This window comes from Streptomyces sp. CWNU-52B, assembly GCF_047444975.1.
Classification (GTDB): domain Bacteria; phylum Actinomycetota; class Actinomycetes; order Streptomycetales; family Streptomycetaceae; genus Streptomyces.
Window position 1 is genome coordinate 255817 of the sequence record NZ_JBLFJV010000006.1, and the last position, 21430, is coordinate 277246.

Below are 21430 nucleotides of genomic sequence, written 5' to 3' on the forward strand. Positions count from 1 at the left end.
TGCCGCTCGGCGGCGCTGGTGGCAGGCGTTCAGGTTCGCCGCCGTCCGGGAGGCCCGCGGGGCTCGCGGGGCTCGTGGACGGAAGCGCTGATTCCGGGCCGTCGCCCGGCTGTCGGCCCGACTTCTCCCGCAATATCCTCGAACCATGGCCAGCGATGAACCCGCCTGTCCGGTCTGCAAGCAGCCCGTCGACATGGTCGTGCGTCGGCACAAGACCCTGGGGGTCTTCGTGCCCGTGTGGGCCCCGGGCCCCTGCCACAACTCCCGGTGCGCGAGCTACCAGGAGGGTGACGAGTCCGAGGAGACCCGGACGGGGCCGGACCCGGCGGCCTCCGGCACAGGGACCTCAGGGACCGGGCCAGGGGCAGGGGCGGTGCTCATGGCCGACCCGGGGACGCCCGAGGTGCCCCCGGCAGCCGCGGGACCGGATTCCTGACCCTGGAGTTCCTGACGCCAGGAATTCCTGGCCACTGGACTTCTGAGTTCGGGGATTCTTGGGCCCGCGGAGTCCTGCCGCCGCGGGGTTCCTGGGTCCGGGGCGGCTCCTGGGCCGCGTGGAAGGTTCTTCCGCGCGTGTGTAGAGAACCGCGGGCCCGCTCCGACGTCCCCTGTGAGAACCGCCCACCACGGGCGGTCCCGACCGAAGGAGCGGACCTCATGAAGTACCTCGTGATGATCCAGGGCACGCAGGCGGGCTACGCGGCGCAGCGCGGCACGGCGTCCCCCGGGGCGCCCGCCTGGACCGAGCAGGACCTCCAGGCCATGTACGCGCACATGAGCGCCATCAACAACGACCTCGCCGAGACCGGTGAGATGGTCGACGGCAATGGCCTGACGGAGCCCGCCAAGGCCCGGACCGTCGAGCTGGCCCGGACGGAAAGCCCGTGATCACCGACGGGCCGTACAGCGAGACCAAGGAAGTGCTCGCCGGTTACTGGGTCCTGGACTGCGACAGCCTGGAGCGCGTCACGGAGATCGTGACGCGGATCCTCGAGTGCCCCGGCCCTGAGGGCACGACGGAGTACCCGGTCGTCATCCGGCAGATCTTCGACGTCGGCGGCGACGTGTGAGCCGTCCCCCGAGACATCCGTCGGGAGGTGGGCCGGGGCGCCCGTCGGGTCGTACGGCCGCGATCGGAGGCCTGCTGCGCCACAGCGCGCCGCAGTGCGCTCGTGCGGCGGTACGGGCACTTCGACTCCGCGGAGGACGCCGTGGCGGCTCACGGACGTGCTGCGGCGCTCACCCCGCGCGACGCGTTCACCACGCCGCCGCCCGGGGCGGGCCGCGCCCCGCCCGAGGACGACACGATCGCCCGCGCGCATCTCGTGCCCGAGGCGACGATGGCTGGGGGTCCCCACGCCCTTAAGGCAGTGGGGGAGGATCAGCCGGGCCAAGCAGAAGGTGAAGGGCGCGCGGCCCGGTGGGATGTCTCAACCGCGGGGTGGCCGTCGCGATGGTGCACGGTCCGCGCCCAGCCGCCCGCGCCGCCTACGAGTCGGCGGCAGGCAAGACCCTCAGCCTCCCGGAGCAGCACTACCTCAGAACCCCTGCCGCCCTGAGCCTTCGGCGTGAAGAGCCTCTAGCGTGAAGCCATGGACCTGAAAATCTCGCAGTGCTTCATCGCGGTGGACGACCACGATCGTGCGCTTGCCTTCTACCGTGACGTGCTGGGCCTGGAAGTCCGTAACGACGTCGGTTTCGAGGGCATGCGCTGGGTGACCGTCGGTCCCCCGCTCCAGCCGGACGTGGAGATCGTCCTGGAACCGCCCCTGGCCGATCCGAACGCCCCGGAGGCGGACCGGCGGGCCGTGGCCGAGCTGCTGGCCAAGGGACAGCTCCGGGGTGTCATCTTCACCACGGAGAACTGCGACGCGACGTACGAGCGGCTGCTCGCCGCGGACACCGATGTCGTCCAGGAGCCGATGGACCAGCCGTACGGAGTCCGCGACTGCGCGGTCCGCGACCCCGCCGGCAATCTGCTGCGCTTCACCCAGCGCAAGGGGTGAGCCCTGGGTTCCCGCGCGGCGCCATGGCCGCAGGCGCCGCGGCACGGCGCACCGGGCGTGTGTACAGCTTCGCCACGCAGGCCGGTATCGCCGCGCCCGGTTCGTGCGAGCGGGCCCGGTACGCGCTCGGTGTCTCGCCGACCAGCTCCGTGAAGCGGGAGCTGAACGAACCGAGCGACGAACACCCCACCGCGAAACAGACCTCCGTGACGCTCAGGTCGCCGCGCCGGAGCAGCGCCTTCGCCCGCTCGATGCGGCGCGTCATCAGATAGCCGTACGGCGTCTCGCCGAAGGCCGCACGGAAGCTGCGCTGGAAGTGGCCGGGCGACATCAGCGCGGTGCGCGCGAGCAGGGGCACGTCCAGCGGATCGGCGTACTCCCGGTCCATCCGGTCGCGTGCCTTGCGCAGTCGGACCAAGTCCTCCATGGTCATGCCCTCAGCATCCCACGGCCCACTGACAGCACCCCTGAGCAGGCCGGTCAGTCCGCGGACTGGGAGAGCGACAGGTCGCCGGTGCCGTCCAGCACCTCCCGCGCCACGGCCGAGATCCGGCGCTGACGGGCACGGGCATGGCCGCGGAGCAGCGTGAAGGCCTCGTCCACGCTGATCCGGCGCTGCTGGGCCAGGGCACCCTTGGCCTGCTCGATGAGGATGCGGGACTCCAGCGCGGTCTCCAGCTGCTGGGTGAGCCGCATCTGCCGGCGCAGCTCGCGCTGCTGCACGATCGGGATCGCGGCGAAGTCGGCGAGGGCACGGCCCAGCCTGAGCTGTCCGGGGTCGGGTGTGCCGGGCTCGTCCAGCAGGAGGCTGAGGGCGCCGACCACCTGGTCCCGTACACGCAACGGTGTCGCGGCGACCGAGTGGAAGCCCAGCTGCCGGGCCCGGCGTGCGAAGCGGGGCCACGCCTTGCGCGCGTCGGGGTGGGTGAGGGCGATCCCCTCGACGGGGCGGCCGGTGCGCAGGCAGTCCTGGCAGGGTCCCTCGTCCCAGTCGACGCTGCTTCGCTCCAGACCGCGGGTGCGGGCGTCGGAGCCGGTGACCTCCGCTCTGCCCTCCTGCGGCGCGGCCAGGACGACACCCGCGGCGGCGACGTCCAGCAGGTCCACGCAGCGCTCGGACAAGGTGCGCAGGAAGTGAATGTCGTCGAAGTCGCCCGCCAGGGTGGTGGCGAGCGACACGAAAGCGGCGGCGAAGCGCTCCTCGCGCGGTTGGTTGGGCATTCCGGCGTCCTCCCCCTCTGCCGTGCCTCTCTCCGCCAGTCTGTCGCTCTGGCTCGCACTGTCTGGTTCTGCTTGGTCTTGTCGCTGGGCTTTCTGGTCTTTCTGGGCCTCGACCCGCCAGGACTCGCGGTTGGGTCGGCGTCCATCGGCCTCGATTTTACGACGACGACGGCGAGACATCGACGGTCGACCAGCCGCCGACGACCGTCCGTTCGACGGCAGTCGGCGCGTAGTCGGCCACTGGTCGGCCCGCATCCGGTGCGGCAGTCCTCAGCCGGCCGGGTGCAGCCGCGGGAAAGGAGGCCCGTCGGACGGGTTGGCGACGATCAGCACGGCCAGGTCGGCGAGCTTCATCCGGTTCGTACGGGCGTGGCTGCGCAGTCGCTCGAACGCGGCCTGGACGTCGCAGTCGAAGCGTTCGGCCAGGATGCCCTTGGCCTGCTCGATGACGACCCGGCTGTTCAGCGCGTGCTGCAATTGGTCGGCCCGGACGAGCGCGTCACGCAGCACATCGCGATGGGCCAGTCCGACGGCCGTGGCGTCGGCCAGGAGTTGCGCCCACCGTATGCCCGACGGCTCCAGCCGGCCGTGCTGGTGGTAGAGATCGAGTGCGCCCAGGGGCCGGTCCCGATGGGTCAGCGGCAGGGCCGTGACGGCGGTGAAACCCTCCGCCAGGACGCGGCTCGTGAAGCGGGGCCAACGCGTCCGGCTGTGCGGGTGGGTCATCGGAACGTTGGTCAGGGGTCCTTCGCCACGTGAGACGTCCAGGCAGGGTCCCTCCCGCAACTCGGCCTGAAGGCACTCCAGTCGGCGGGTCCGTTCGTCGGAGGCCGCCATGTGCCCGGGGAGCCCCTCCGGGGCGAGGAGGCTGCAGGCAGCCGCTTCCACACCCGGCACGAGTGCGGTGACCCGCGCGAGCCGCCGCAGCAGGTTCTCCTCGTTCTCGCCCCGCGTCGGCGCGTCGGCCAGGGTCAGCAGGTTCGCGGCCACGTCCTGCGCCCGGCTGGTATCAAGCGGTTCGGTGTTCATCACGTGTCCTGACGGCTGGGATGGGGAGGCCGAGCCGGAACGAACGGCTCCCAGGCGCCCAGATTCCGCCCCTGGAGCCAAGGGGCTGTTGTTCGTTCCACCCGACAGCCAAGCACATGGCGCCACCGCGCCACTACGGCGAGACGAGGGCAGTGGTATCTTCCCGGCCGCGTCCCTTCGGCGACGTGACGCCCTGCGCGCCCCGGACCCGTCTCGAATGGTGGGAACACATGGGCGCGTACGGGGCATACGTCCCTGCGCTCGGTGGCGCCCGGAGCCCGCTGTCCCCGTGCAGCTCGCGCGTGCGACGCCGAGTGGGCTCGTGCGCGGCCGAATTGATGATCCGTCAGGCGCCGCAGTTCATGGCCGGTTCTGCCGAGGCGGCTTCCCCGCGGTACCCGCCCGTCCGGATACCCGAACGCCTTCCGCGCCGCGCCGGGTCCCGTGGTGACCGCGGTGTGGTCGTGCCCCACCGGTCCGGTCGTGCGGCGTCCGACGATCGGCCAGGTCGGGCCGCGCGTACCGGCGTAGGCGACCAGGACCGCCATCGGGTCGGATCACTCTCTGTTCGGCGTAGGGAATCTGGTGCCGGTGCTTCCCGCGGCAGGGACTGTCCGTGATGCGGGTGGAGGGGGGTGGGGCATGGCCTTCCGTGGGCCGTGGGTCGTGCGCCTTGGACCTTCCCCTGTCCCGGAGCCGCACGGGGCCAGGGACAGGGGAAGGCCCGCGGAAGGCCGGACCTCTCCGTCGGCACGTGGTCGGGCCTGTGACCCGTGACGGCGGGTGCGTGGAGGCGTGAGGAGACGACCGGGGCGGTGGCCGAACGGCGCACGGCGGGGGAAGGGCGAGCCGCCCGGTGAAGCGAAACAGGTCGCCGCGTGCCGACGCGTTCGGGCGCGCGGTCCCGTTCGCAGGGACTCTCGCCTCGGTTTCGGCCCATGAGCCGCTGACACACGATGTGCTCTGCCGGGGACCTGGGCACCGGCCACCCTAGGCCCGGCCGGCGGTGCCGAACAGAGGGGCACCGGCCACTCCTGGAACCGCTCCCGCACGGTGCGCGGGCGGCGGCGGCGCGGCCATGTGCCGAGGGGCGTACGCGTCGCCAGTGACACGGGTCGACCGTCAGTACGGCCGAAATCAGTACGAGTCGGAACCTGAACGAGTCGGAAGCGGCGGCGGAGGACCAGACTGGGACGGGCGCGAGAGCCGTGGTGCGACAGGACGCGACGGGCGGGCGACGGTCTTCCCGGGTGCCGGCGTGGGCGATACTGATGGATCATGCTGCTGGCCGTGAGACCGGGCGGAGGTGAAGCCGATGCGACCTGAGAACCGTGGCGGTGGGAACGAAATGCCCGACCGTATACAGCCGTCCGACGCGGAGGACCGCCGCCGGGTCACCGAAGCCTTCACCTCCCTGACCTCGTCGGCCCAGGTGAAGCGAGTGCCCGAGCTGCTGTGCCGGGCCTGCGTGGACCTGCTCCCGGTCACCGGCGCCTCGATCTCGATCACCGGAAGCAGGACCGCACGGGCGCTGTGGTGTGCCAGCGACGACACGGCGGCGCGCCTCGCCGAAGCGCAGTACACGCTGGGTGACGGCCCTTGTCAGAGCGCTCTCGACCGGGCCGCTCCGGTGCTCGCCCCGGATCTCACCGAGGGCCGCGACGCCCGGCGCTGGCCGGTCTTCGCCCACCAGGCCGTCGACCTGGGGGTCAGGGCGGTCTTCTCGCTGCCGCTCGGCGCCGGCGCGCTCGCCATCGGCACTCTCGACCTCTACCGGAACACCGCCGGGCCACTGTCTCCACGGGAGCTGCGGATCGCGCTCCTGGCGCGGGACGCCGTCACGTTCGCCGTGCTCAATCTCGAAGCGGCGGACGACGGTTTCGTGTCAGCGGACGAAGCAGGAGTAGCGTCGTGGGTAGACGCCGCGGAAGCCGACCACATCGAGGTCCATCAGGCCGTCGGCATGGTCATGGTCCAACTCGGGATCGATCCCGAGCAAGCCCTGGACCGGTTGCGAGCACACGCCTTCTCCCAAGGGCGAACGGTCACCGAGGTGGCACAGGAGATCCTGGCCCGCACTCTGCGTTTCCAGTCGGAAGCGGACGACGATCAGCTGAAGGGCCGCGGTCGGCTCGGCGACGAAGGAGACGGTGACCGGTCATGACCCGTGAAGAGCAGCTCGCCGACGCGTTCGTCGGGCTGGCCGACACCCTTGCCGCCGGGTTCGACCCGGTGGTCCTGCTGGACCGCCTGGCCGGACACTGCGTCGACATCGTGGGCGCCGACACGGTCAGCGTCATGATGGCCACCGTGCGCGGTGATCTTCGTACGATGTCGGTCTCCGCCCGGTCGGCCTCGGCCGAGCTGGTCCGGACGCAGACCCGGGAGGGCCCCGGACGGGACTGCTACCGGACCCGGCTGCCGGTGGACGCCGCCCACCTCGACGGGCTCGACGACCGCTGGCCGCGGTTCACGGCCCAGGCCCAGGAAGCGGGTTACGGCGCCGCGCACGCGCTGCCGCTGCGGGTCAACCACCAGACCATCGGTTCCGTGAGTCTCCTGCTGACCTCGCCCTCCGGCCTCCTGCCCGGCGACCTGCGGCTGGCGCAGGCGCTCGCGGACGTGGCCGCCGTGGCCCTGGTCCACTGGAGCCCGGACCCCGCCCGGCCCATGGACATCCTCACCCACGTCCAGGCGGCCGTCGCCGCGAAGGCCACCGTGGAGATGGCCCAGGGGATGCTCGCCGAACACGGCCAGGTCGACCCGGCGCGCGCCATGGAGGCGCTGCTCGCCTACAGCGGCCGCAACGGCAACAGGCTCACCATCACCGCCCAGGCACTGGTCCGCCGCACTCTCGAACCGGCCCTGGTGCTTGCCGCCCTGGCGTGATCCGCCTCGTACGAGCCGTTGTGCACGCCCCTGCGCACCAGCGCGCGCAGGGGCGCCCGTTGTCCCCGGCAAGCAACAAGAGCCACCGCCGGTGCGGCGTACGGACGCTTTCGGCCGGGCACGATGGTCAGTAATCACTTCGGTGCCGCCCAGGACCCTGGTGGCGTCCGCCGCGCGTCCCCCGTCGCGCGATCGCGTTGTCGTCATTCCTGGAGAGAACACCGAGGTGTGCCATGGGCACCCATCACGTCCCGTTCGGTCTGCGCCACCGGACGGTGGGAGACACGCTGGTGCTCCTGCCCCGCGGGGAACTGGACGCCTGGGCCGACCAGGAACTGTTCCCCCAGGTGGCCGAGCTCCTCGACCGCCCCCGGGACCCGGCCGTCTCCGGAGTCGTCGTGGACCTCGGCGCGGTGACCTTCCTGGACGCCGGCGGCCTGCGCCTGCTGGTCCGCCTCAGGGACCGGACCTGCCTGAGCGGCGTCGAGCTACGGCTCGCGCGCACCCCCGCCAAAGCCCGTCGGGTACTTCACCTCTGCCGTCTGGAGCGCACCTTCACGTTCCTGGACGAGCCCGGATTCCCCCGGGACCCGGCCCCGGGCCGCGGCATTCCCGCCTGACCGAGGGGAAACGACCGCACCCGGACCGCTCTGGACGCCGTGTTCGGCGGCCCGCGGACCGGGTGCGGTCAAGGAGAGCTGCGGCCGAAGCGGTCGCAGGTCAGAGAGCTTGACGTGGTGTCAGGCCTTCTTCGTCTCCCAGAAGATCTTGTCGATCTGGGCGATGTAGTCCAGAGCCTTCTGGCCCGTGGCCGGGTCGGTCGAGGCCTTCGCGGCCGAGAGGGCCTTGAGGGCGTCGTTGACCAGCTGGTGCAGCTCCGGGTACTTCTCGAAGTGCGGGGGCTTGAAGTAGTCGCTCCACAGCACCGAGACGTGGTGCTTGGCGAGCTCGGCGCGCTGCTCCTTGATGACGGTGGCGCGGGCCTGGAAGTGCGGGTCGTCGTTGCCGGCCATCTTGTCCTGGACGGCCTTCACCGACTCCGCCTCGATGCGGGCCTGGGCAGGGTCGTACACACCGCAGGGCAGGTCGCAGTGTGCGCTGACCTTGACCTTGGGGGCAAACAGGCGGGAAAGCATTGAGCTGTCCTTCCTCGTGATCGTCTTCTCAGGTGGGACATTACTCCGTGAGTGACGGGTTTTCGCGAGTGCCCCCATGGGCTTAGGACAAAAGTCCAGGGTCAGACTGGGACTCGTGGAGGATAGGACCGGGGAGGTGCCGGAGCTGTCGCAGGAGACCGAGCGCGGGAGGGCCGTCCTGCCCTTCGGGACCGCCGAGGTGACGGGGCCGTCCATGGTGCCCACGCTGCATCACGGGGATCTCCTCGTCGTGCAGTACGGGGCCAGGGTCAGGCCCGGTGACGTCGTCGTCCTGCGCCATCCGTTCCAGCAGGACCTGCTGGTCGTCAAGCGGGCCGTCGAGCGGCGCGAGGGAGGCTGGTGGGTGCGCGGTGACAACACCTACGCCGGCGGGGACAGTACCGACTACGGAACCGTGCCCGAGGAACTCGTCCTCGGGAAGGTGCGGTTCCGGTACCGCCCGCTGAAGAAGGGTCAGCGCTCGCCGTTCGCGCTCGCGCGCTGGCTGCTGTCGGCCGCCAGGCCGGTGCTCTCCGGCCGGTCCGCCTCCAGGCGTTTGCGGGCGCGGTAGGCGGCGACGTTCGCCCGGGTCGCGCAGCGGTCCGAGCAGTAGCGCCGGGAGCGGTTCGTCGAGGTGTCGAGGTAGGCGTTGCGGCACGGTGCGGCCTCGCACAGGCCGAGCCGGTCCACGCCGTGCTCGGTGAGGTGGAAGGCCAGGCCCATCGCGGCGATCGCCGCGTACCCCGCGGTCGCGTTCGACGGGTGGTCCGCCAGGTGCATGTGCCACAGCGGGCGGCCGTCGTCGTCGCGGAAGTCGTGGCCCGAGATCTGCGGGCTGACCGGGAACTCCAGGAGCAGTGAGTTCAGCAGGTCCACGGCGAGCGTCTCGTCACCGGTGTCCGCCGCCTCGAAGACCGCGCGCAGCCGGGCCCGTACACCGCGGAAGCGGGTCACGTCCGAGTCCGTGGCGCGACGGGCCGCCGACGCGTTGCCCCCGAAGAGGTCGCGGATGGCGTCGACCGAGGTGAGCGCGTCCTTGCCCCGGGCCGGTTCCTCGCTGTTGACGAGACGGACGGCGTAATCCGAGTAATAGGCCAGTTCCACTTGTAGTCCTTACGGCGGCGCTCTATGGTCGTGATGCGGACACGTAATGGCTAATGGTGCTTCCAGGGTATTACATGCTGAAGGGGAAAGGGGCTTTCATGACGACCACCCTCGGGTCCGACTGGCGCGCGTGGCAGGAGAGCTGGGACCGGCAGCAGGAGTGGTACATGCCGGACCGCGAGGAGCGCTTCCGCGTGATGCTCGACATGGTCGAGGCACTCGTGGGCCCCGAACCCCGTGTCCTGGACCTCGCGTGCGGTACGGGAAGTATCACGGCCCGGCTCTTCGAAAGGTTCCCGAAGGCGGTCAGCACCGGTGTCGACCTCGACCCGGCGCTCCTGACCATCGCCGAGGGCACCTTCGCGGGCGACAGCCGGGTCACGTTCGTGACGGCGGACCTGAAGGACCCGGACTGGCCGTCCCTGCTGCCGTACGACTCGTACGACGCCGTGCTCACGGCGACCGCGCTCCACTGGCTGCACAGTGAGCCGCTCGCGGTCCTCTACGGGCAGCTCGGCGGGCTCGTCCGCGACGGCGGGGTGTTCATGAACGCGGACCACATGGCCGACGAGACGACGCCGCGGATCAACGCGGCGGACCGTGCGTTGCGGCACGCGCGGATGGACGAGGCCAAGGCGGCGGGTGTCCTGGACTGGGCCGACTGGTGGCGGCTCGCCGCCCAGGACCCGGTTCTCGCGGAGCCCACGGCGCGGCGCTTCGAGATCTACGGTGAGCACGCGGAGGGGGACACGCCGTCCGCGCAGTGGCACGCGCGCGTGCTGCGTGAGAAGGGGTTCGGGGAGGCGCGGGAGGTGTGGCGGTCGCCGTCCGACGCGATGGTCCTGGCCGTCAGGTAGCGGGGGTTCTCGCCCCCGCCGCCCCTACCCCTTCCCGTCCCTGGGGGCTGCGCCCCCAGGCCCCCGCCATCGCGCTGAACGCGCTCGTCCTCAAACGTCGGACGGGCTGGAAACACAACCTCCGGCTGAACCGCCGGACGGCTAAAGCACCTTCGACAGGAACGACTGCGTCCGCTCGTGCCGCGGGTTCGTCAGTACCTCGCGCGGATGTCCGGACTCCACCACCACGCCCTCGTCCATGAAGACCAGCGAGTCGCCGACCTCCCGGGCGAAGCCCATCTCGTGGGTGACGACCACCATCGTCATACCGGACTCGGCGAGGTCGCGCATGACGTCGAGGACGTCGCCGACCAGCTCCGGGTCGAGCGCCGAGGTCGGCTCGTCGAAGAGCATCAGCTTCGGCTCCATCGCGAGCGCCCTGGCGATGGCGACCCGCTGCTGCTGCCCACCGGAGAGCTGCGACGGGTAGTTGACCGCCTTGTCGGCGAGGCCGACCCGCCGCAGGAGCTGCGCCGCACGCTCACGGGCCTCGGCCCGGCTGACGCCCTTGACCTGGACCGGCGCCTCCATGACGTTCTCCAGCGCCGTCATGTGCGGGAACAGGTTGAAGCGCTGGAACACCATGCCGATGTCCCGCCGCTTCAGCGCGACCTCGCTGTCCTTGAGCTCGTACAGCTTGTCGCCCTTCTGGCGGTAGCCGACCAGCTCCCCGTCCACGTACAGCCGCCCGGCGCTGACCTTCTCCAGGTGGTTGATGCAGCGCAGGAACGTCGACTTGCCGGAGCCGGACGGGCCGATGAGGCAGAAGACCTCGCTGGGCCGCACCTCCAGGTCGATGCCCTTGAGGACCTCGACCGGGCCGAACGACTTGTGGACGCCCTCGGCCTTCACCATCGGTGTGCCGGAGTCCGCCCCGGCCGCGTCGGTCTCGTTGGTCACGTTGGAGGTCATGCGGTTGCTCCTGTGCCCGAGCGGTTGGACAGCGACAGCACGTTCGCCCTGATCTTCTGGAGCGGGGTGGCCGGCAGAGCACGGCTCGAACCGCGCGCGTAGTACCGCTCGATGTAGTACTGGCCGACGCTCAGCACCGACGTCAGGACCAGGTACCAGGCGGCGGCGAGGAAGTACATCTCCACCGGTGCGCCCGACGACTGGCCGATGTCCTGGGCGTACCGGAACAGTTCGGCGAACTGGACCACCGACACCAGTGAGGTCGTCTTCAGCATGTTGATGACCTCGTTGCCCGTGGGGGGCACGATCACGCGCATCGCCTGCGGGATCACGATCCGCCACAGGGTCTTGCCCTGGCTCATCCCCAGGGCGTGCGAGGCCTCGGTCTGGCCCTCGTCGACCGACAGCAGCCCCGCACGGCAGATCTCCGCCATGTACGCGGCCTCGTTCAGACCGAGCCCCAGGAGCGCCGTCAGCAGCGGCGTCATGAAGCTCGACCACTCGTCCTTGTAGACGGGGCCGAGGTTGATGTACTCGAAGACCAGGCCCAGGTTGAACCAGACGACGAGCTGGACCAGGACCGGGGTGCCGCGGAAGAACCAGATGTAGAACCAGGCGATGGACGACGTCACCGGGTTGCTCGACAGGCGCATCACCGCGAGGAGGATGCCGCCCACGATGCCGATCAGCATCGACAGGACGGTGAGGAGCATCGTCTGGCCGACGCCCTTGAGGATCCGGTCGTCGAAGAAGTAGTCGGGTACGGCACCCCAGTTGATCTTGCCCTGGGCGAACGCGTAGATGATCGACGCGAAGAGCGCGATCGCGATGAGGGCCGACACGTACCGCCCGTAGTGCCGGACCGGGATGGCCTTGATGGCCTCCGGTCCGCCCGGGGGCGTGGGGGGAGTGTCGTCGGGGTCGGCCGTCTTGTCGATGTCAACAGTCACGGATGTTGCCTTTCAGCGCCGCCGGCTCCGCGGTCACTTGCCGCCGTTGATGGTGGCTTCCGTCACGGCGCCGTCCTTGACGCCCCACTTCTCGATGATCTTGCCGTACTCGCCGTTCTTGATGACCGCGTCGAGCGCGGCCTTCAGCGCGTCCCGCAGCTCGGTGTTCGACTTGGCCACCGCGATGCCGTACGGGGCGGCCTCGACCTGGTCGCCGACGACCTGGAAGTCCTTGCCGCCGCCCGAGGTCTTCACCGCGTACGCCGCCACGGGGAAGTCCGAGGAACCGGCGTCGGCGCCGCCGGCGCGCAGCCGGGTCTGGGCCTGCTGGTCGTTGTCGAAGGCCTCGATGGAGAGCTTCTTGCCGGCCGGACACTTCTTGGCCTGATCCTTGGCCAGGTCGTTGGAGACGGTGTTGCGCTGCACCACGACCTTCTTGCCGCACAGGTCGTCCCAGGTCTTGATGCCCTGGTCGTCGCCCTTCTTGGTGTAGATCGAGACACCCGCGGTGAAGTAGTCGAGGAAGTCGACGCCCTCGCCGACCTTCTTGCCGGTTTCGGCGTCGACGCCTTCCTGGCGGTCCTTGGTGTCCGTCATCGCCGACATCGCGATGTCGTAGCGCTTGGAGCGCAGGCCGGTGAGCAGGGTGTCGAAGGTGCCGTTCTCGAACTCGAACTTCACGCCGAGCTGCTTGCCCATCGCGTCGGCGAGGTCGGGGTCGATGCCGACCGTCTTGCCGGAGTCGTCCTTGAACTCGACCGGCGCGTACGCGATGTCCGAGCCGACCTTGATGACGCCCTTGTCGCGGACGGCCTTGGGCAGCTGGTCGGCCAGCGGGGCCGAGCTGGAGCCCGCGCTGTCGGAGCCGCCGCTGTCCTTGTCGTCGGTCTGGTCACCGCAGCCGGTGAGCAGCAGGGCGCCTGCGACCGCGATCGCACCGACCGCGGCTATTCGGGACTGCGCGGAGGTCGTACGACGGGTGGAGCTTGCGGTCATGGTGGGTTCCTCCGGCGGGTGGGTGGAGTTGCCGATGGGCCGGCAGTAGCCGATGGGTCGACGAGAACACACACCTTCGGGTGTCGCGACCTCGTGTGATTACGGCATCTTGCCATTCGGACTGGACCCTTCAGGGTGCCTGCCATGTCAAAATCGGATAACGGGTGACCCCCGAACCGGACCCGAGCGGTCCGGCTGAACCGGATCTTGTGCGGAAAACCTCCGCGTGGACCGGAAGATATGCGGTGGATGCCGAGATGTGAGCGATCACTTTCGGGCGCTTGGTGGGTTGCGTCACCTAGTGGTCGCTTGGTTGCGAAACGGTCCTTTTTTGCGCATTCGGGAATGAGTCATGTCACCGGTATGTGACCTTCGCTCTCCGGTATACGACCCGGGAGCCCTCGGTGCGCGCCCTTCGGCCGCTCGCGTGTGACCTTCGCTTTATGGACTCGTCCGCGGTGCGGTCCGTCCGGTAAGAAGGTTCCTTACACCCCTCATCCGGGGCTCAGGGCGCGTGTGCGGCGCGCCCGTCGCGCATGTTCCGCACTTAACAGTCATCAGGGACATGCGCGGTGCCCGCCCGCTCCTCACCAGGAGTGGCAACCCTCGACCATAAAGACTTAAGGGGTAAAACAAAGTGGCAGCGGAGATCGTCAATCCTCGCAGCGACAGCAGTACGGATCAGGACGGCGGGGCCGAGCCCCTCGATTCCTTCGACCCGGCGTTCGCGCTGCACCGCGGCGGCAAGATGGCCGTGCAGGCCACCGTGCCCGTCCGCGACAAGGAGGACCTGTCCCTGGCGTACACGCCCGGTGTCGCGAAGGTCTGCATGGCCATCGCGGAGCAGCCCGAGCTCGTCCACGACTACACGTGGAAGTCGTCCGTGGTCGCCGTCGTGACGGACGGGACCGCCGTTCTGGGGCTCGGTGACATCGGGCCCGAGGCCTCGCTCCCCGTGATGGAGGGCAAGGCGATCCTGTTCAAGCAGTTCGGCGGCGTCGACGCCGTGCCGATCGCGCTGGACTGCACGGGCGTCGACGAGATCGTCGAGACCGTGGTGCGGCTCGCGCCGTCCTTCGGCGGCGTGAACCTGGAGGACATCTCGGCGCCCCGGTGCTTCGAGATCGAGCGTCAGCTGCAGGAGCGGCTGGACATTCCCGTCTTCCACGACGACCAGCACGGGACGGCGGTCGTCACGCTCGCGGCCCTGCGGAACGCTGCGCGGCTGACCGGGCGGTCGCTCGGGCAGCTGCGGGCCGTGATCTCGGGCGCGGGGGCGGCCGGGGTGGCCATCGCGAAGTTCCTGCTGGAGGCGGGGCTCGGGGATGTCGCCGTCGCGGACCGCAAGGGGATCGTGTCGGTCGACCGGGACGATCTGACTCCGGTCAAGCGGGACCTCGCGGTCATGACCAACAAGGCGGGGCTGTCCGGCTCGCTGGAGGCCGCGCTTGCCGGGGCCGACGTCTTCATCGGCGTGTCCGGCGGTACGGTGCCGGAGCCGGCCGTGGCCTCCATGGCCGAGGGGGCGTTCGTCTTCGCCATGGCGAACCCGAATCCCGAGGTGCATCCCGATGTCGCGCACAAGTACGCGGCGGTCGTCGCGACGGGGCGGTCCGACTATCCGAACCAGATCAACAACGTGCTGGCGTTCCCCGGGATCTTCGCGGGGGCGCTTCAGGTGCGGGCCTCTCGGATCACCGAGGGGATGAAGATCGCGGCGGCTGAGGCGTTGGCTGCGGTCGTCGGGGACGATCTTGCGGCGGACTATGTGATTCCGTCGCCGTTCGATGAGCGGGTTGCTCCGGCGGTCACCGCGGCGGTTGCCGCTGCCGCTCGGGCTGAAGGGGTGGCTCGGCGGTAGGTTGCTCGGTCTGTGTGGCTCGGGTTCCGTCCTGGTGGGCGGGGCCCGAGCCTTTTGTGTGTGCGGGGGCGTTGGCGGGTGCGGGTTGGTGGGGGCTGGGTGCGCAGTTCCCCGCGCCCCTTGAAGGCGGGGCTTCGCCCTCGCCTCCCCGGGTTTGTGCGTCGGGTGTGGGTTGGGTGTGGTTGGGCGCGCTGTTCCTCGCGCCCCTTGAGGGCGGGGCTTTGCCCTCGCCTCCCCGGGTTTGTGCGTTGGGTGTGGGTTGGGTGTGGTTGGGCGCGCTGTTCCTCGCGCCCCTTGAGGGCGGGGCTTTGCCCTCGCCTCCTTGGGTTTGTGCGTTGGGTGTGGGTTGGGTGTGGTTGGGCGCGCCGTTTCTCGCGCCCCTTGGAGGCGGGGCTTCGCCCTCGCCTCTCGGGTTCGTTTGTCGGGGCTGCGGGATGTGTGTCACAGGGTGGGGTGGTATCGCCGGGGGCGTGTGCGGCCTAGGGTCGGGGGATGTTCGCTGCCTACGCTGCTCGTATCGACCGTGACCAGCCTCTGAACGGCCTCGAGCTGGGCGAGCGCCCCGCTCCGGAGGTCCGGACCGGGTGGAGGACCGTGAACGTCAAGGCCGCCTCCCTGAACCATCACGACCTGTGGTCCCTGCGCGGGGTGGGCCTCGCCGAGGACAAGCTGCCGATGATCCTGGGGTGCGACGCCGCGGGCGTCGACGAGGACGGCAACGAGGTCGTACTCCACTCCGTCATCGGCCAGACGGGGCACGGAGTCGGGCCGAAGGAGCCCCGCTCCATCCTCACCGAGCGCTACCAGGGCACCTTCGCGGAACAGGTCTCCGTGCCCACGTGGAACGTCCTGCCCAAACCCCCCGAGCTCTCCTTCGAACAGGCCGCCTGCCTGCCCACCGCCTGGCTGACGGCGTACCGCATGCTCTTCACCAACGCGGGCGTACGGCCCGGCGACTCGGTTCTCGTCCAGGGCGCCGGCGGCGGTGTCGCCACCGCCGCGATCGTGCTCGGCAAGGCCGCCGGGCTGCGGGTCTTCGCCACCAGCCGGGACGAGGCCAAGCGCAAGCGCGCCCTCGAACTGGGCGCCGTCGAGGCCGTGGAGACCGGGGCCCGGTTGCCGCAGCGCGTGGACGCCGTCCTCGAGACGGTCGGCGCCGCCACCTGGTCCCACTCGGTCAAGTCGCTGAAGCCGGGCGGCACCCTGGTCATCTCGGGTGCCACCAGTGGCGACCGGCCCTCGCACGCCGAACTGACCCGCATCTTCTTCCTCGAACTCAAGGTCGTCGGCTCCACGATGGGCACGAAGGACGAGCTTGAGGACCTGCTGTCCTTCTGCGCCGCCACCGGCGTCCGCCCCGTCGTCGACGAGGTCCTGCCGCTCGACCGGGCCCGCGAGGGCTTCGAACGGATGGCGTCCGGCGAACTCTTCGGCAAGGTCGTTCTGACCGCATCCTGAACTGCGGTGTCAATCACGGTTGACACACCCGGGTGTGTCAACCTATGTTGACGTCATGACCGAAGCAACGGATCTCGCCGCACGCGCAGGCGACCACGATCCGCGGATCGGGCTGCGGGCCGTCACCGCGTTGCGGCGACTCCTTGAGCAGCTCGAGGCGGTGCAGGTGCGCAGTGCGCGCAATCAGGGCTGGTCGTGGCAGGAGATCGCCACGGAACTGGGCGTCAGCAGGCAGGCCGTGCACAAGAAGTACGGGAGGCAGTGATGTTCGAACGGTTCACCAAGGGCGCCCGCACGGTGGTGCTCGGCGCGGTCGGCCATGCCGAGCGGCTGGACGCGGAGACGGTCGAGGAACAGCACATGCTTCTGGCGCTTCTCGACCGGGAGGCCGGCCGGGCGTCGCTCGCCCTGGTGTCGCTGGGGCTCGGGGGACGCCGGGAATCCGTCGAGCGGGCACTGGCCGAGGCGCGCCGGCGCGGCGGGCTCTCCCGCGCCGACACCGACGCTCTCTCGGGGCTGGGTATCGACGTCTCGGCGATCGTGTCGCACGTCGAAGAGGCCCACGGCGAGGGCGCGTTGGAGGCTGCCCAGGGAACCGGGAAGGGCGACGGCAGGGACGGTGGACGTGGAAAGGGGTGGTGGTCCGGCTTCGCCGGCGGGCGCCGCCCCTTCTCCCGGGGGGCCAAGGACCTCCTCACGAAGTCCCTGCGCATCGCTCTCGCGCAGCAGGACCGGTACATCGGCGACGAGCATCTCCTCCTCGCCCTCGCCGCCCGTCCCGGCGTCCCCGCGGAGGTCCTGGCCGACCACGGGGTGACCTACGCGTCACTCCAGCGCGTGCTGTACGGCGGGGGAGAGGCCAAGGCGGGCTGAGGTCGATTCCGGGACGGTCCCGCCCGAGGGCCGCCCCGATCGCCGTACGCCGCCCCGGCCTCCGGGCGGACGGGGCGGCCCTCGGACCGCCGCTCAGCCCTTGGGTGTCCGCAGCGCCGCGCCTATGCGCGCCGCCGCCGACGACAAGTGGCGTCGCGCATCGCGCAACTGCTCCTCCGTCACCCCGTGATCGCGGGCCGCGTCGCGGATGTCGTCGCGGAAGCGGTCCAGCAGCCGGTCCAGGTCCCGGGCGGGATCGCCCGTGGAGTCCTCATGGGCCCAGGAGGGTTCGTAACCGGCGGGGAAGTCCTCAGGGGTGTCCGTGTAGTCGGGGTGGCCCGGCTTGCTCGTGTCCGTACCGGCACCCGCACCGGTGCCGGTCCGTGTGTCCGGGCGGCCGAAGCCGAAGTCCTTTCCGAATCCCTTGCCGAAGTCCTTCCCGAAGTCACCGAACTCCTTGGCGATCTCGGTGATGCCCTCCCGCACGCCCGTCGGCCAGTCGCCCCGGGTGAAGTGGTCCTGCACCTGGTCCTGGACACGCTTGGCGATGCGCTGGAGCTCTTCCTGCGCCTGGGCCCGGACCCGCTCCTGGGCCTCCTTGGCCTGGTGGCGCGCCCGCTGGGCCTCCTCACGGGCTCGCCGGCTCTCGTCCTTGGCGCGCCGGGCCTGTTCCTTCCACTCCTGCTTGACGCGGCGCATCTCCTCCTTGGCGACGCGCCAGGACTCCTTGTCCCCGAGGTCCGTGAAGTCCCCGTGGGCGGTGTCGTGGTCGCCGTGGCCCTTGGCGCCGGCGCCCGTGGAACCCCGGCGTGCCGCGCTCGCCGCCGCCCGCATCTCGCGGCGCAGATCCCCCGCGGCGCCGCGCACATCGGCACGGATCTCCGCGGCGAGTTCGGCGACCGACTCGCGGATCTCCAGCTCCAGGTCGGCCAGTTCACCGCTGCGGTCGGCCAGCTCGGCGCGGCCCGCGTCCGTGATCGCGTACACCTTCCGGCCGCCCTCGGTGGTGTGGGTGACCAGGCCCTCGGCCTCCAGCTTGGCCAGTCGGGGGTAGACCGTGCCGGCCGACGGTGCGTACAGCCCCTGGAAGCGCTCCTCCAGGAGGCGGATCACCTCGTAACCGTGGCGCGGTGCCTCGTCGAGCAGTTTCAGGAGGTAGAGCCGCAGGCGGCCATGGGCAAAGACGGGAGCCATGTCAGAGCCCCTTCTGGTGGGTCGGACCGTCGGGTGATCCGTCGGTGACGTCGGCAGCTGGCTGTTTCGCGGGAGTGGAGGGCTCGGCGCCCGGTGTGGTCCCGGATGTGGGTTCGGCGGCGCTCGCGGTTCCGGTCTTGATTCCGGTTGTGGGGTCGGTGACGGCTTCGGACGGGGTGGGGAGCGTGTTCTTCGGGGCCGTGCTCTTCGGTTCATCCTCTCCGACGTCCGGCTCCTTCTCGAAATCCACCTGCCCGTCCACTTTCTCGTCCTGTGGTTCGTCCCACGGCTCGTCCTCCGCCGGGGGCCTGCGCAGCAGTGCGATCGAACCGGTGACGGTGGTCGCCTTCAGGTGTCCGTTCCCCGCGCCGAGCCTGCCGGTGATCTTCTTGGCGCCCCACTGGCCGCGGACCCGGAGGTCCTCGAAGGCGCTGGAGACGCTGCCGCTCGCGGAGTCCACCTCGACCTCGGCGTCGGCCGGATGCGGCAGGCGGACAGCGATCTCACCCGAGATGCTGGTCAGGCTGATGTCGCTGGCCCGGCCGGCCGGATCCAGGTCGACGATCAGGGAGCCGCTGACCGACTCGACCCGCACGGAGGGGCTGGAGCCCTCGATGACGGTCAGGTCGCCGGAGACGGAGTTGAGCCGGAGGTCGCCGGTGAGCGCCTGGGCCTCCACGTTCCCCGACACGGTGTCCGCGCGGACCGGGCCGGAGAGCCCCACGAGTGTGGTGTCGCCGGAGACGCCCTTCACCACGGCCCGTCCGTCGATGCCGGAGATCACGGCCGTGGCGTTGACCACGCCGACCTCGACACGTGTGTGCGCCGGTACGGCCAGGGAGACCACCGCGCTGCGGCGCCAGCCCTTGCGGTCGAGCCACTTGAGGAAGCCCTTCCAGGGCAGGTCCTCGTAGGCGACCGTCAGTGTGCCGTTCTCCTGGGTGACTATCAGGGGAGGGCCCTCTATCGAGGACACTTCGAGGCGGGCGGAACCCTCGTCGACTCCCACGACGTTCACCGTTCCACTGGCGATGCGCACATGGAGAGCCGTCACCGGTTCGTCGAACGTGAGCTTCCTTGGCTCTGCGACGGACCACTCGGACATGGTGCAGACCTCCTCGACAGGGGCGGACACGACACGCCATATCGCGTCTTCTTCTGAACACGATATATCGCGGATCGGTGAAGTCAAGGCACCCGTTCCGGTGATTCAGAAGGTACTGGTCAGGACAAAAACGCATAATCTGTCCCCATGCCGTCCCATGACCCGCAGGCGTCACCGCAGTCCTCCCGCCCGTCCCCCGCTCACGCTGCCGGTGCCCTGCTGCTCTGCCGCGCGGACCCCGAGGCGGTCGAACCCGTCGCCCGCCTGCTGCGTGAGCGCATGCTGCTCGTCCCGGCCGGCCGGGAGTGGAGCGCGCTGGTCCCGGAGGGCAAGCCCTGGCTGTGGGGCGACGAGCCGGTCGACCGCGTCCTCGGCGGCTGGGCGGCCGCGCTCGCGGTGGGCGCCCCCTGGCCCGTACTCGCGCTGTGGTGGGACAGCGACCACAGCGGCTGCACTCTCGCCTCGGGATTCCGCCGCACCGTCGGCTACGAATGGCTCGCGAACGGCACCCCGGTGGGCGAGGACGAGGCCATGCGGACCTTCGCCGTCCGCCTCGGTCTCGACCCGGTTCTGGACACGCAGTCCCTCGACCACCTCACGGAACCCGACCCGCAGGCCGACGCCACGGCCCGGCTGCGCGCACTCCTCGCCGTCCTCACCCGCGCGGGTGTCACGCTGCCCGCCGGGCTCGACCCCGGTGACCCGGCGGGCCGGCTTCTCGACGTCGCCCGTGCCCGGCCCGGGGCGCGGACCGTCGAACGGCCCGGCCGGCGCCACATCGTCCGCGCCGAACTCGACGCCGTCGGGAGCAGCCGGCTCGGCCCCTGGCTGCCCTGGGCGGGCACCCGCAGAGCCAGGGCGCTCGCGCTCGCCCAGGTGGCGGCGGGCCTGCCACTGACCGTCCGGGGGCTACGGCGGCGCGGGGACGGCTGGTTGGCGGCGGGGGCGCTGCTGATGGCACACGGCGCCCTCGGACTGGCGTACGACCTCAGGAAGGCTCGCGACTGACTCGTGAAGCCCCGCGACCGGCATCGGCACGCCGCCGCACGTCCACCGCGAGCCACCTTGCGAGCCCCTCACGCTCCCTCGCGCTCCCTCGCGCCTCCTGAAAACCCCGCCGCGCCTCAGCCCTCCCCTCCGCGCCCCTCCCGGTGCGCGCCTACTCCTCGTCGTCGTCCTCGTCGTCCAGTCGTGCCAGCCAGGTCGCCAGGCGTTCCACCGGCACCTCGAAGTCCGGATTGAGGTCGACGAACGTACGCAGCTGCTCGGCGAGCCACTCGAAGGTGACTTCTTCCTCGCCGCGCCGCTTCTCCAGCTCTTCGATACCGCGGTCGGTGAAGTACATGCGTGGTGCTCCGTCGTTCTCGCTGAAAGGCTGTAGAGCAGGATAGGCGGAGCGCGTCCGCGCTCCGGGCGCACACCGGCTCCGGATGCCCGCCGCCCTGTCGGGTGCGCAGGCGCACGGCTGACGGGGTATGCCCTACGGGACGGGGGTGCGCTCGCACACGACACGCGCGATCCGCGGACCGGTGGGGCGGCGAAGGCGGCCCGGCCGCCGTCGCCGGCCACGGTGTGACGCCGTGGGCCGGAGGGAGGGAGTCAGGGGATGGGCGTACGGGACGACGAGCAGGAGGCCGGGGAGCCGCTTCCGGACCTTCTCGCGATGGGGCTCGCGGAGCTGAGGACGATCGACCACCCCGTGCTCGCCGAGGTGCTGGCGGAGCTCCGGGAGAGGGCGGAGCAGCCGAGCGAGATGTTGTGGGGGTTCAACAACGCCTTTTGAGGCCGGGGGAGGAGGCC

General features: G+C 70.5%; 24 protein-coding genes and 1 pseudogene. 14 read left to right on the forward strand and 11 right to left on the reverse strand.

The annotated features are described in order from the left end of the window. Positions 1 to 145: 145 nt before the first annotated feature. The 3 genes and pseudogenes from ACLVWQ_RS08550 (at position 146) to ACLVWQ_RS08560 (ending at position 2006) form a co-directional block, all read left to right on the forward strand. Entirely contained in the window at positions 146 to 436 is a 291-nt protein-coding gene (locus tag ACLVWQ_RS08550) for a hypothetical protein (protein ID WP_414107622.1), read from the forward strand. 221 nt (positions 437 to 657) lie between these two features. Then, a pseudogene (locus ACLVWQ_RS08555) lies at positions 658 to 1070 on the forward strand (YciI family protein). A gap of 522 nt (positions 1071 to 1592) precedes the next feature. Next, positions 1593 to 2006, forward strand: a complete 414-nt coding sequence (locus tag ACLVWQ_RS08560; protein WP_414107623.1) for a VOC family protein — start codon at positions 1593 to 1595, stop codon at positions 2004 to 2006. Here ACLVWQ_RS08560 and ACLVWQ_RS08565 read toward each other — a convergent pair. The 3 genes from ACLVWQ_RS08565 to ACLVWQ_RS08575 all read right to left on the reverse strand — a co-directional run bounded on the left by ACLVWQ_RS08565 (position 1987) and on the right by ACLVWQ_RS08575 (position 4256). Next, on the reverse strand, positions 1987 to 2439 hold the full coding sequence (locus ACLVWQ_RS08565; protein ID WP_414107624.1) for a helix-turn-helix transcriptional regulator: 453 nt from the start codon (positions 2437 to 2439) through the stop codon (positions 1987 to 1989). The genes ACLVWQ_RS08560 and ACLVWQ_RS08565 overlap by 20 nt on opposite strands. A 47-nt stretch (positions 2440 to 2486) precedes the next feature. Then, complete coding sequence (locus tag ACLVWQ_RS08570; RefSeq protein WP_414107625.1) at positions 2487 to 3227, reverse strand: ANTAR domain-containing protein; 741 nt, start codon at positions 3225 to 3227, stop codon at positions 2487 to 2489. A gap of 270 nt (positions 3228 to 3497) precedes the next feature. Then, a complete protein-coding gene (locus tag ACLVWQ_RS08575; RefSeq protein WP_414107626.1) occupies positions 3498 to 4256 on the reverse strand; it encodes a GAF and ANTAR domain-containing protein in 759 nt (252 codons plus the stop codon). Between the two features lie 1348 nt (positions 4257 to 5604). Here ACLVWQ_RS08575 and ACLVWQ_RS08580 point away from each other — a divergent pair. The 3 genes from ACLVWQ_RS08580 (at position 5605) to ACLVWQ_RS08590 (ending at position 7765) form a co-directional block, all read left to right on the forward strand. After that, positions 5605 to 6420, forward strand: coding sequence for a GAF and ANTAR domain-containing protein (locus ACLVWQ_RS08580; RefSeq protein ID WP_414107627.1), 816 nt, complete (start codon positions 5605 to 5607; stop codon positions 6418 to 6420). After that, positions 6417 to 7145: a GAF domain-containing protein gene (locus tag ACLVWQ_RS08585; protein ID WP_414107628.1), complete on the forward strand. Its 729-nt coding sequence runs from the start codon at positions 6417 to 6419 to the stop codon at positions 7143 to 7145. Before ACLVWQ_RS08580 ends, ACLVWQ_RS08585 begins: the two co-directional genes overlap by 4 nt. A gap of 233 nt (positions 7146 to 7378) precedes the next feature. Next, the gene (locus tag ACLVWQ_RS08590) at positions 7379 to 7765 is read left to right on the forward strand and encodes an STAS domain-containing protein (protein WP_414107629.1); all 387 of its coding nucleotides are present in this window, start codon (positions 7379 to 7381) and stop codon (positions 7763 to 7765) included. A gap of 120 nt (positions 7766 to 7885) precedes the next feature. Here ACLVWQ_RS08590 and sodN read toward each other — a convergent pair whose 3' ends face one another. Next, entirely contained in the window at positions 7886 to 8281 is a 396-nt protein-coding gene (gene sodN / locus ACLVWQ_RS08595; RefSeq protein ID WP_261707948.1) for a superoxide dismutase, Ni, read from the reverse strand. A 136-nt stretch (positions 8282 to 8417) separates the two neighbouring features. On the opposite strand from sodN, the gene sodX reads away from it, so the two are divergent. After that, positions 8418 to 8852, forward strand: a complete 435-nt coding sequence (gene sodX / locus ACLVWQ_RS08600; RefSeq protein ID WP_414107827.1) for a nickel-type superoxide dismutase maturation protease — start codon at positions 8418 to 8420, stop codon at positions 8850 to 8852. Here the strand turns inward: sodX and ACLVWQ_RS08605 are convergent. Further along, on the reverse strand, positions 8756 to 9385 hold the full coding sequence (locus tag ACLVWQ_RS08605) for a CGNR zinc finger domain-containing protein (RefSeq protein WP_414107630.1): 630 nt from the start codon (positions 9383 to 9385) through the stop codon (positions 8756 to 8758). The genes sodX and ACLVWQ_RS08605 overlap by 97 nt on opposite strands. Positions 9386 to 9483: 98 nt before the next feature. On the opposite strand from ACLVWQ_RS08605, the gene ACLVWQ_RS08610 reads away from it, so the two are divergent. Continuing rightward, positions 9484 to 10242: a class I SAM-dependent methyltransferase gene (locus ACLVWQ_RS08610; protein WP_414107631.1), complete on the forward strand. Its 759-nt coding sequence runs from the start codon at positions 9484 to 9486 to the stop codon at positions 10240 to 10242. 141 nt (positions 10243 to 10383) lie between these two features. Here ACLVWQ_RS08610 and ACLVWQ_RS08615 read toward each other — a convergent pair whose 3' ends face one another. The 3 genes from ACLVWQ_RS08615 to ACLVWQ_RS08625 are packed head-to-tail and all read right to left on the reverse strand — an operon-like array spanning position 10384 to position 13139. Next, on the reverse strand, positions 10384 to 11193 hold the full coding sequence (locus tag ACLVWQ_RS08615) for an amino acid ABC transporter ATP-binding protein (protein WP_414107632.1): 810 nt from the start codon (positions 11191 to 11193) through the stop codon (positions 10384 to 10386). After that, positions 11190 to 12143: an amino acid ABC transporter permease gene (locus ACLVWQ_RS08620; protein WP_414107633.1), complete on the reverse strand. Its 954-nt coding sequence runs from the start codon at positions 12141 to 12143 to the stop codon at positions 11190 to 11192. The genes ACLVWQ_RS08615 and ACLVWQ_RS08620 overlap by 4 nt, the downstream gene beginning before the upstream one ends. Positions 12144 to 12176: 33 nt before the next feature. Next, a complete protein-coding gene (locus ACLVWQ_RS08625) occupies positions 12177 to 13139 on the reverse strand; it encodes an ABC transporter substrate-binding protein (RefSeq protein ID WP_414107634.1) in 963 nt (320 codons plus the stop codon). A gap of 637 nt (positions 13140 to 13776) precedes the next feature. Between ACLVWQ_RS08625 and ACLVWQ_RS08630 the strand changes: the two genes are divergently transcribed. The 4 genes from ACLVWQ_RS08630 (at position 13777) to ACLVWQ_RS08645 (ending at position 17331) form a co-directional block, all read left to right on the forward strand. Beyond that, positions 13777 to 15000: an NAD(P)-dependent malic enzyme gene (locus tag ACLVWQ_RS08630; protein WP_414107635.1), complete on the forward strand. Its 1224-nt coding sequence runs from the start codon at positions 13777 to 13779 to the stop codon at positions 14998 to 15000. A gap of 492 nt (positions 15001 to 15492) precedes the next feature. Next, positions 15493 to 16458, forward strand: coding sequence for a zinc-binding dehydrogenase (locus ACLVWQ_RS08635; protein ID WP_414107636.1), 966 nt, complete (start codon positions 15493 to 15495; stop codon positions 16456 to 16458). Between the two features lie 55 nt (positions 16459 to 16513). Further along, positions 16514 to 16723, forward strand: coding sequence for a helix-turn-helix domain-containing protein (locus ACLVWQ_RS08640; RefSeq protein ID WP_414107637.1), 210 nt, complete (start codon positions 16514 to 16516; stop codon positions 16721 to 16723). Beyond that, complete coding sequence (locus ACLVWQ_RS08645; protein ID WP_414107638.1) at positions 16723 to 17331, forward strand: Clp protease N-terminal domain-containing protein; 609 nt, start codon at positions 16723 to 16725, stop codon at positions 17329 to 17331. The genes ACLVWQ_RS08640 and ACLVWQ_RS08645 overlap by 1 nt, the downstream gene beginning before the upstream one ends. Before the next feature lie 93 nt (positions 17332 to 17424). On the opposite strand, the gene ACLVWQ_RS08650 is transcribed toward ACLVWQ_RS08645, so the two are convergent. Further along, a complete protein-coding gene (locus ACLVWQ_RS08650) occupies positions 17425 to 18525 on the reverse strand; it encodes a helix-turn-helix transcriptional regulator (RefSeq protein ID WP_414107639.1) in 1101 nt (366 codons plus the stop codon). A gap of 1 nt (position 18526) precedes the next feature. Next, a complete protein-coding gene (locus ACLVWQ_RS08655) occupies positions 18527 to 19630 on the reverse strand; it encodes a DUF4097 family beta strand repeat-containing protein (RefSeq protein ID WP_414107640.1) in 1104 nt (367 codons plus the stop codon). Positions 19631 to 19777: 147 nt separating this feature from the next. On the opposite strand from ACLVWQ_RS08655, the gene ACLVWQ_RS08660 reads away from it, so the two are divergent. Continuing rightward, a complete protein-coding gene (locus ACLVWQ_RS08660; protein WP_414107641.1) occupies positions 19778 to 20638 on the forward strand; it encodes a hypothetical protein in 861 nt (286 codons plus the stop codon). Positions 20639 to 20789: 151 nt separating this feature from the next. On the opposite strand, the gene ACLVWQ_RS08665 is transcribed toward ACLVWQ_RS08660, so the two are convergent. Continuing rightward, the gene (locus tag ACLVWQ_RS08665; RefSeq protein WP_037674049.1) at positions 20790 to 20975 is read right to left on the reverse strand and encodes a DUF6104 family protein; all 186 of its coding nucleotides are present in this window, start codon (positions 20973 to 20975) and stop codon (positions 20790 to 20792) included. A 261-nt stretch (positions 20976 to 21236) separates the two neighbouring features. Between ACLVWQ_RS08665 and fxsA the strand changes: the two genes are divergently transcribed. Further along, the gene (gene fxsA, locus ACLVWQ_RS08670) at positions 21237 to 21413 is read left to right on the forward strand and encodes an FxSxx-COOH cyclophane-containing RiPP peptide (protein ID WP_414107642.1); all 177 of its coding nucleotides are present in this window, start codon (positions 21237 to 21239) and stop codon (positions 21411 to 21413) included. The last annotated feature ends 17 nt before the right edge of the window (positions 21414 to 21430 follow it).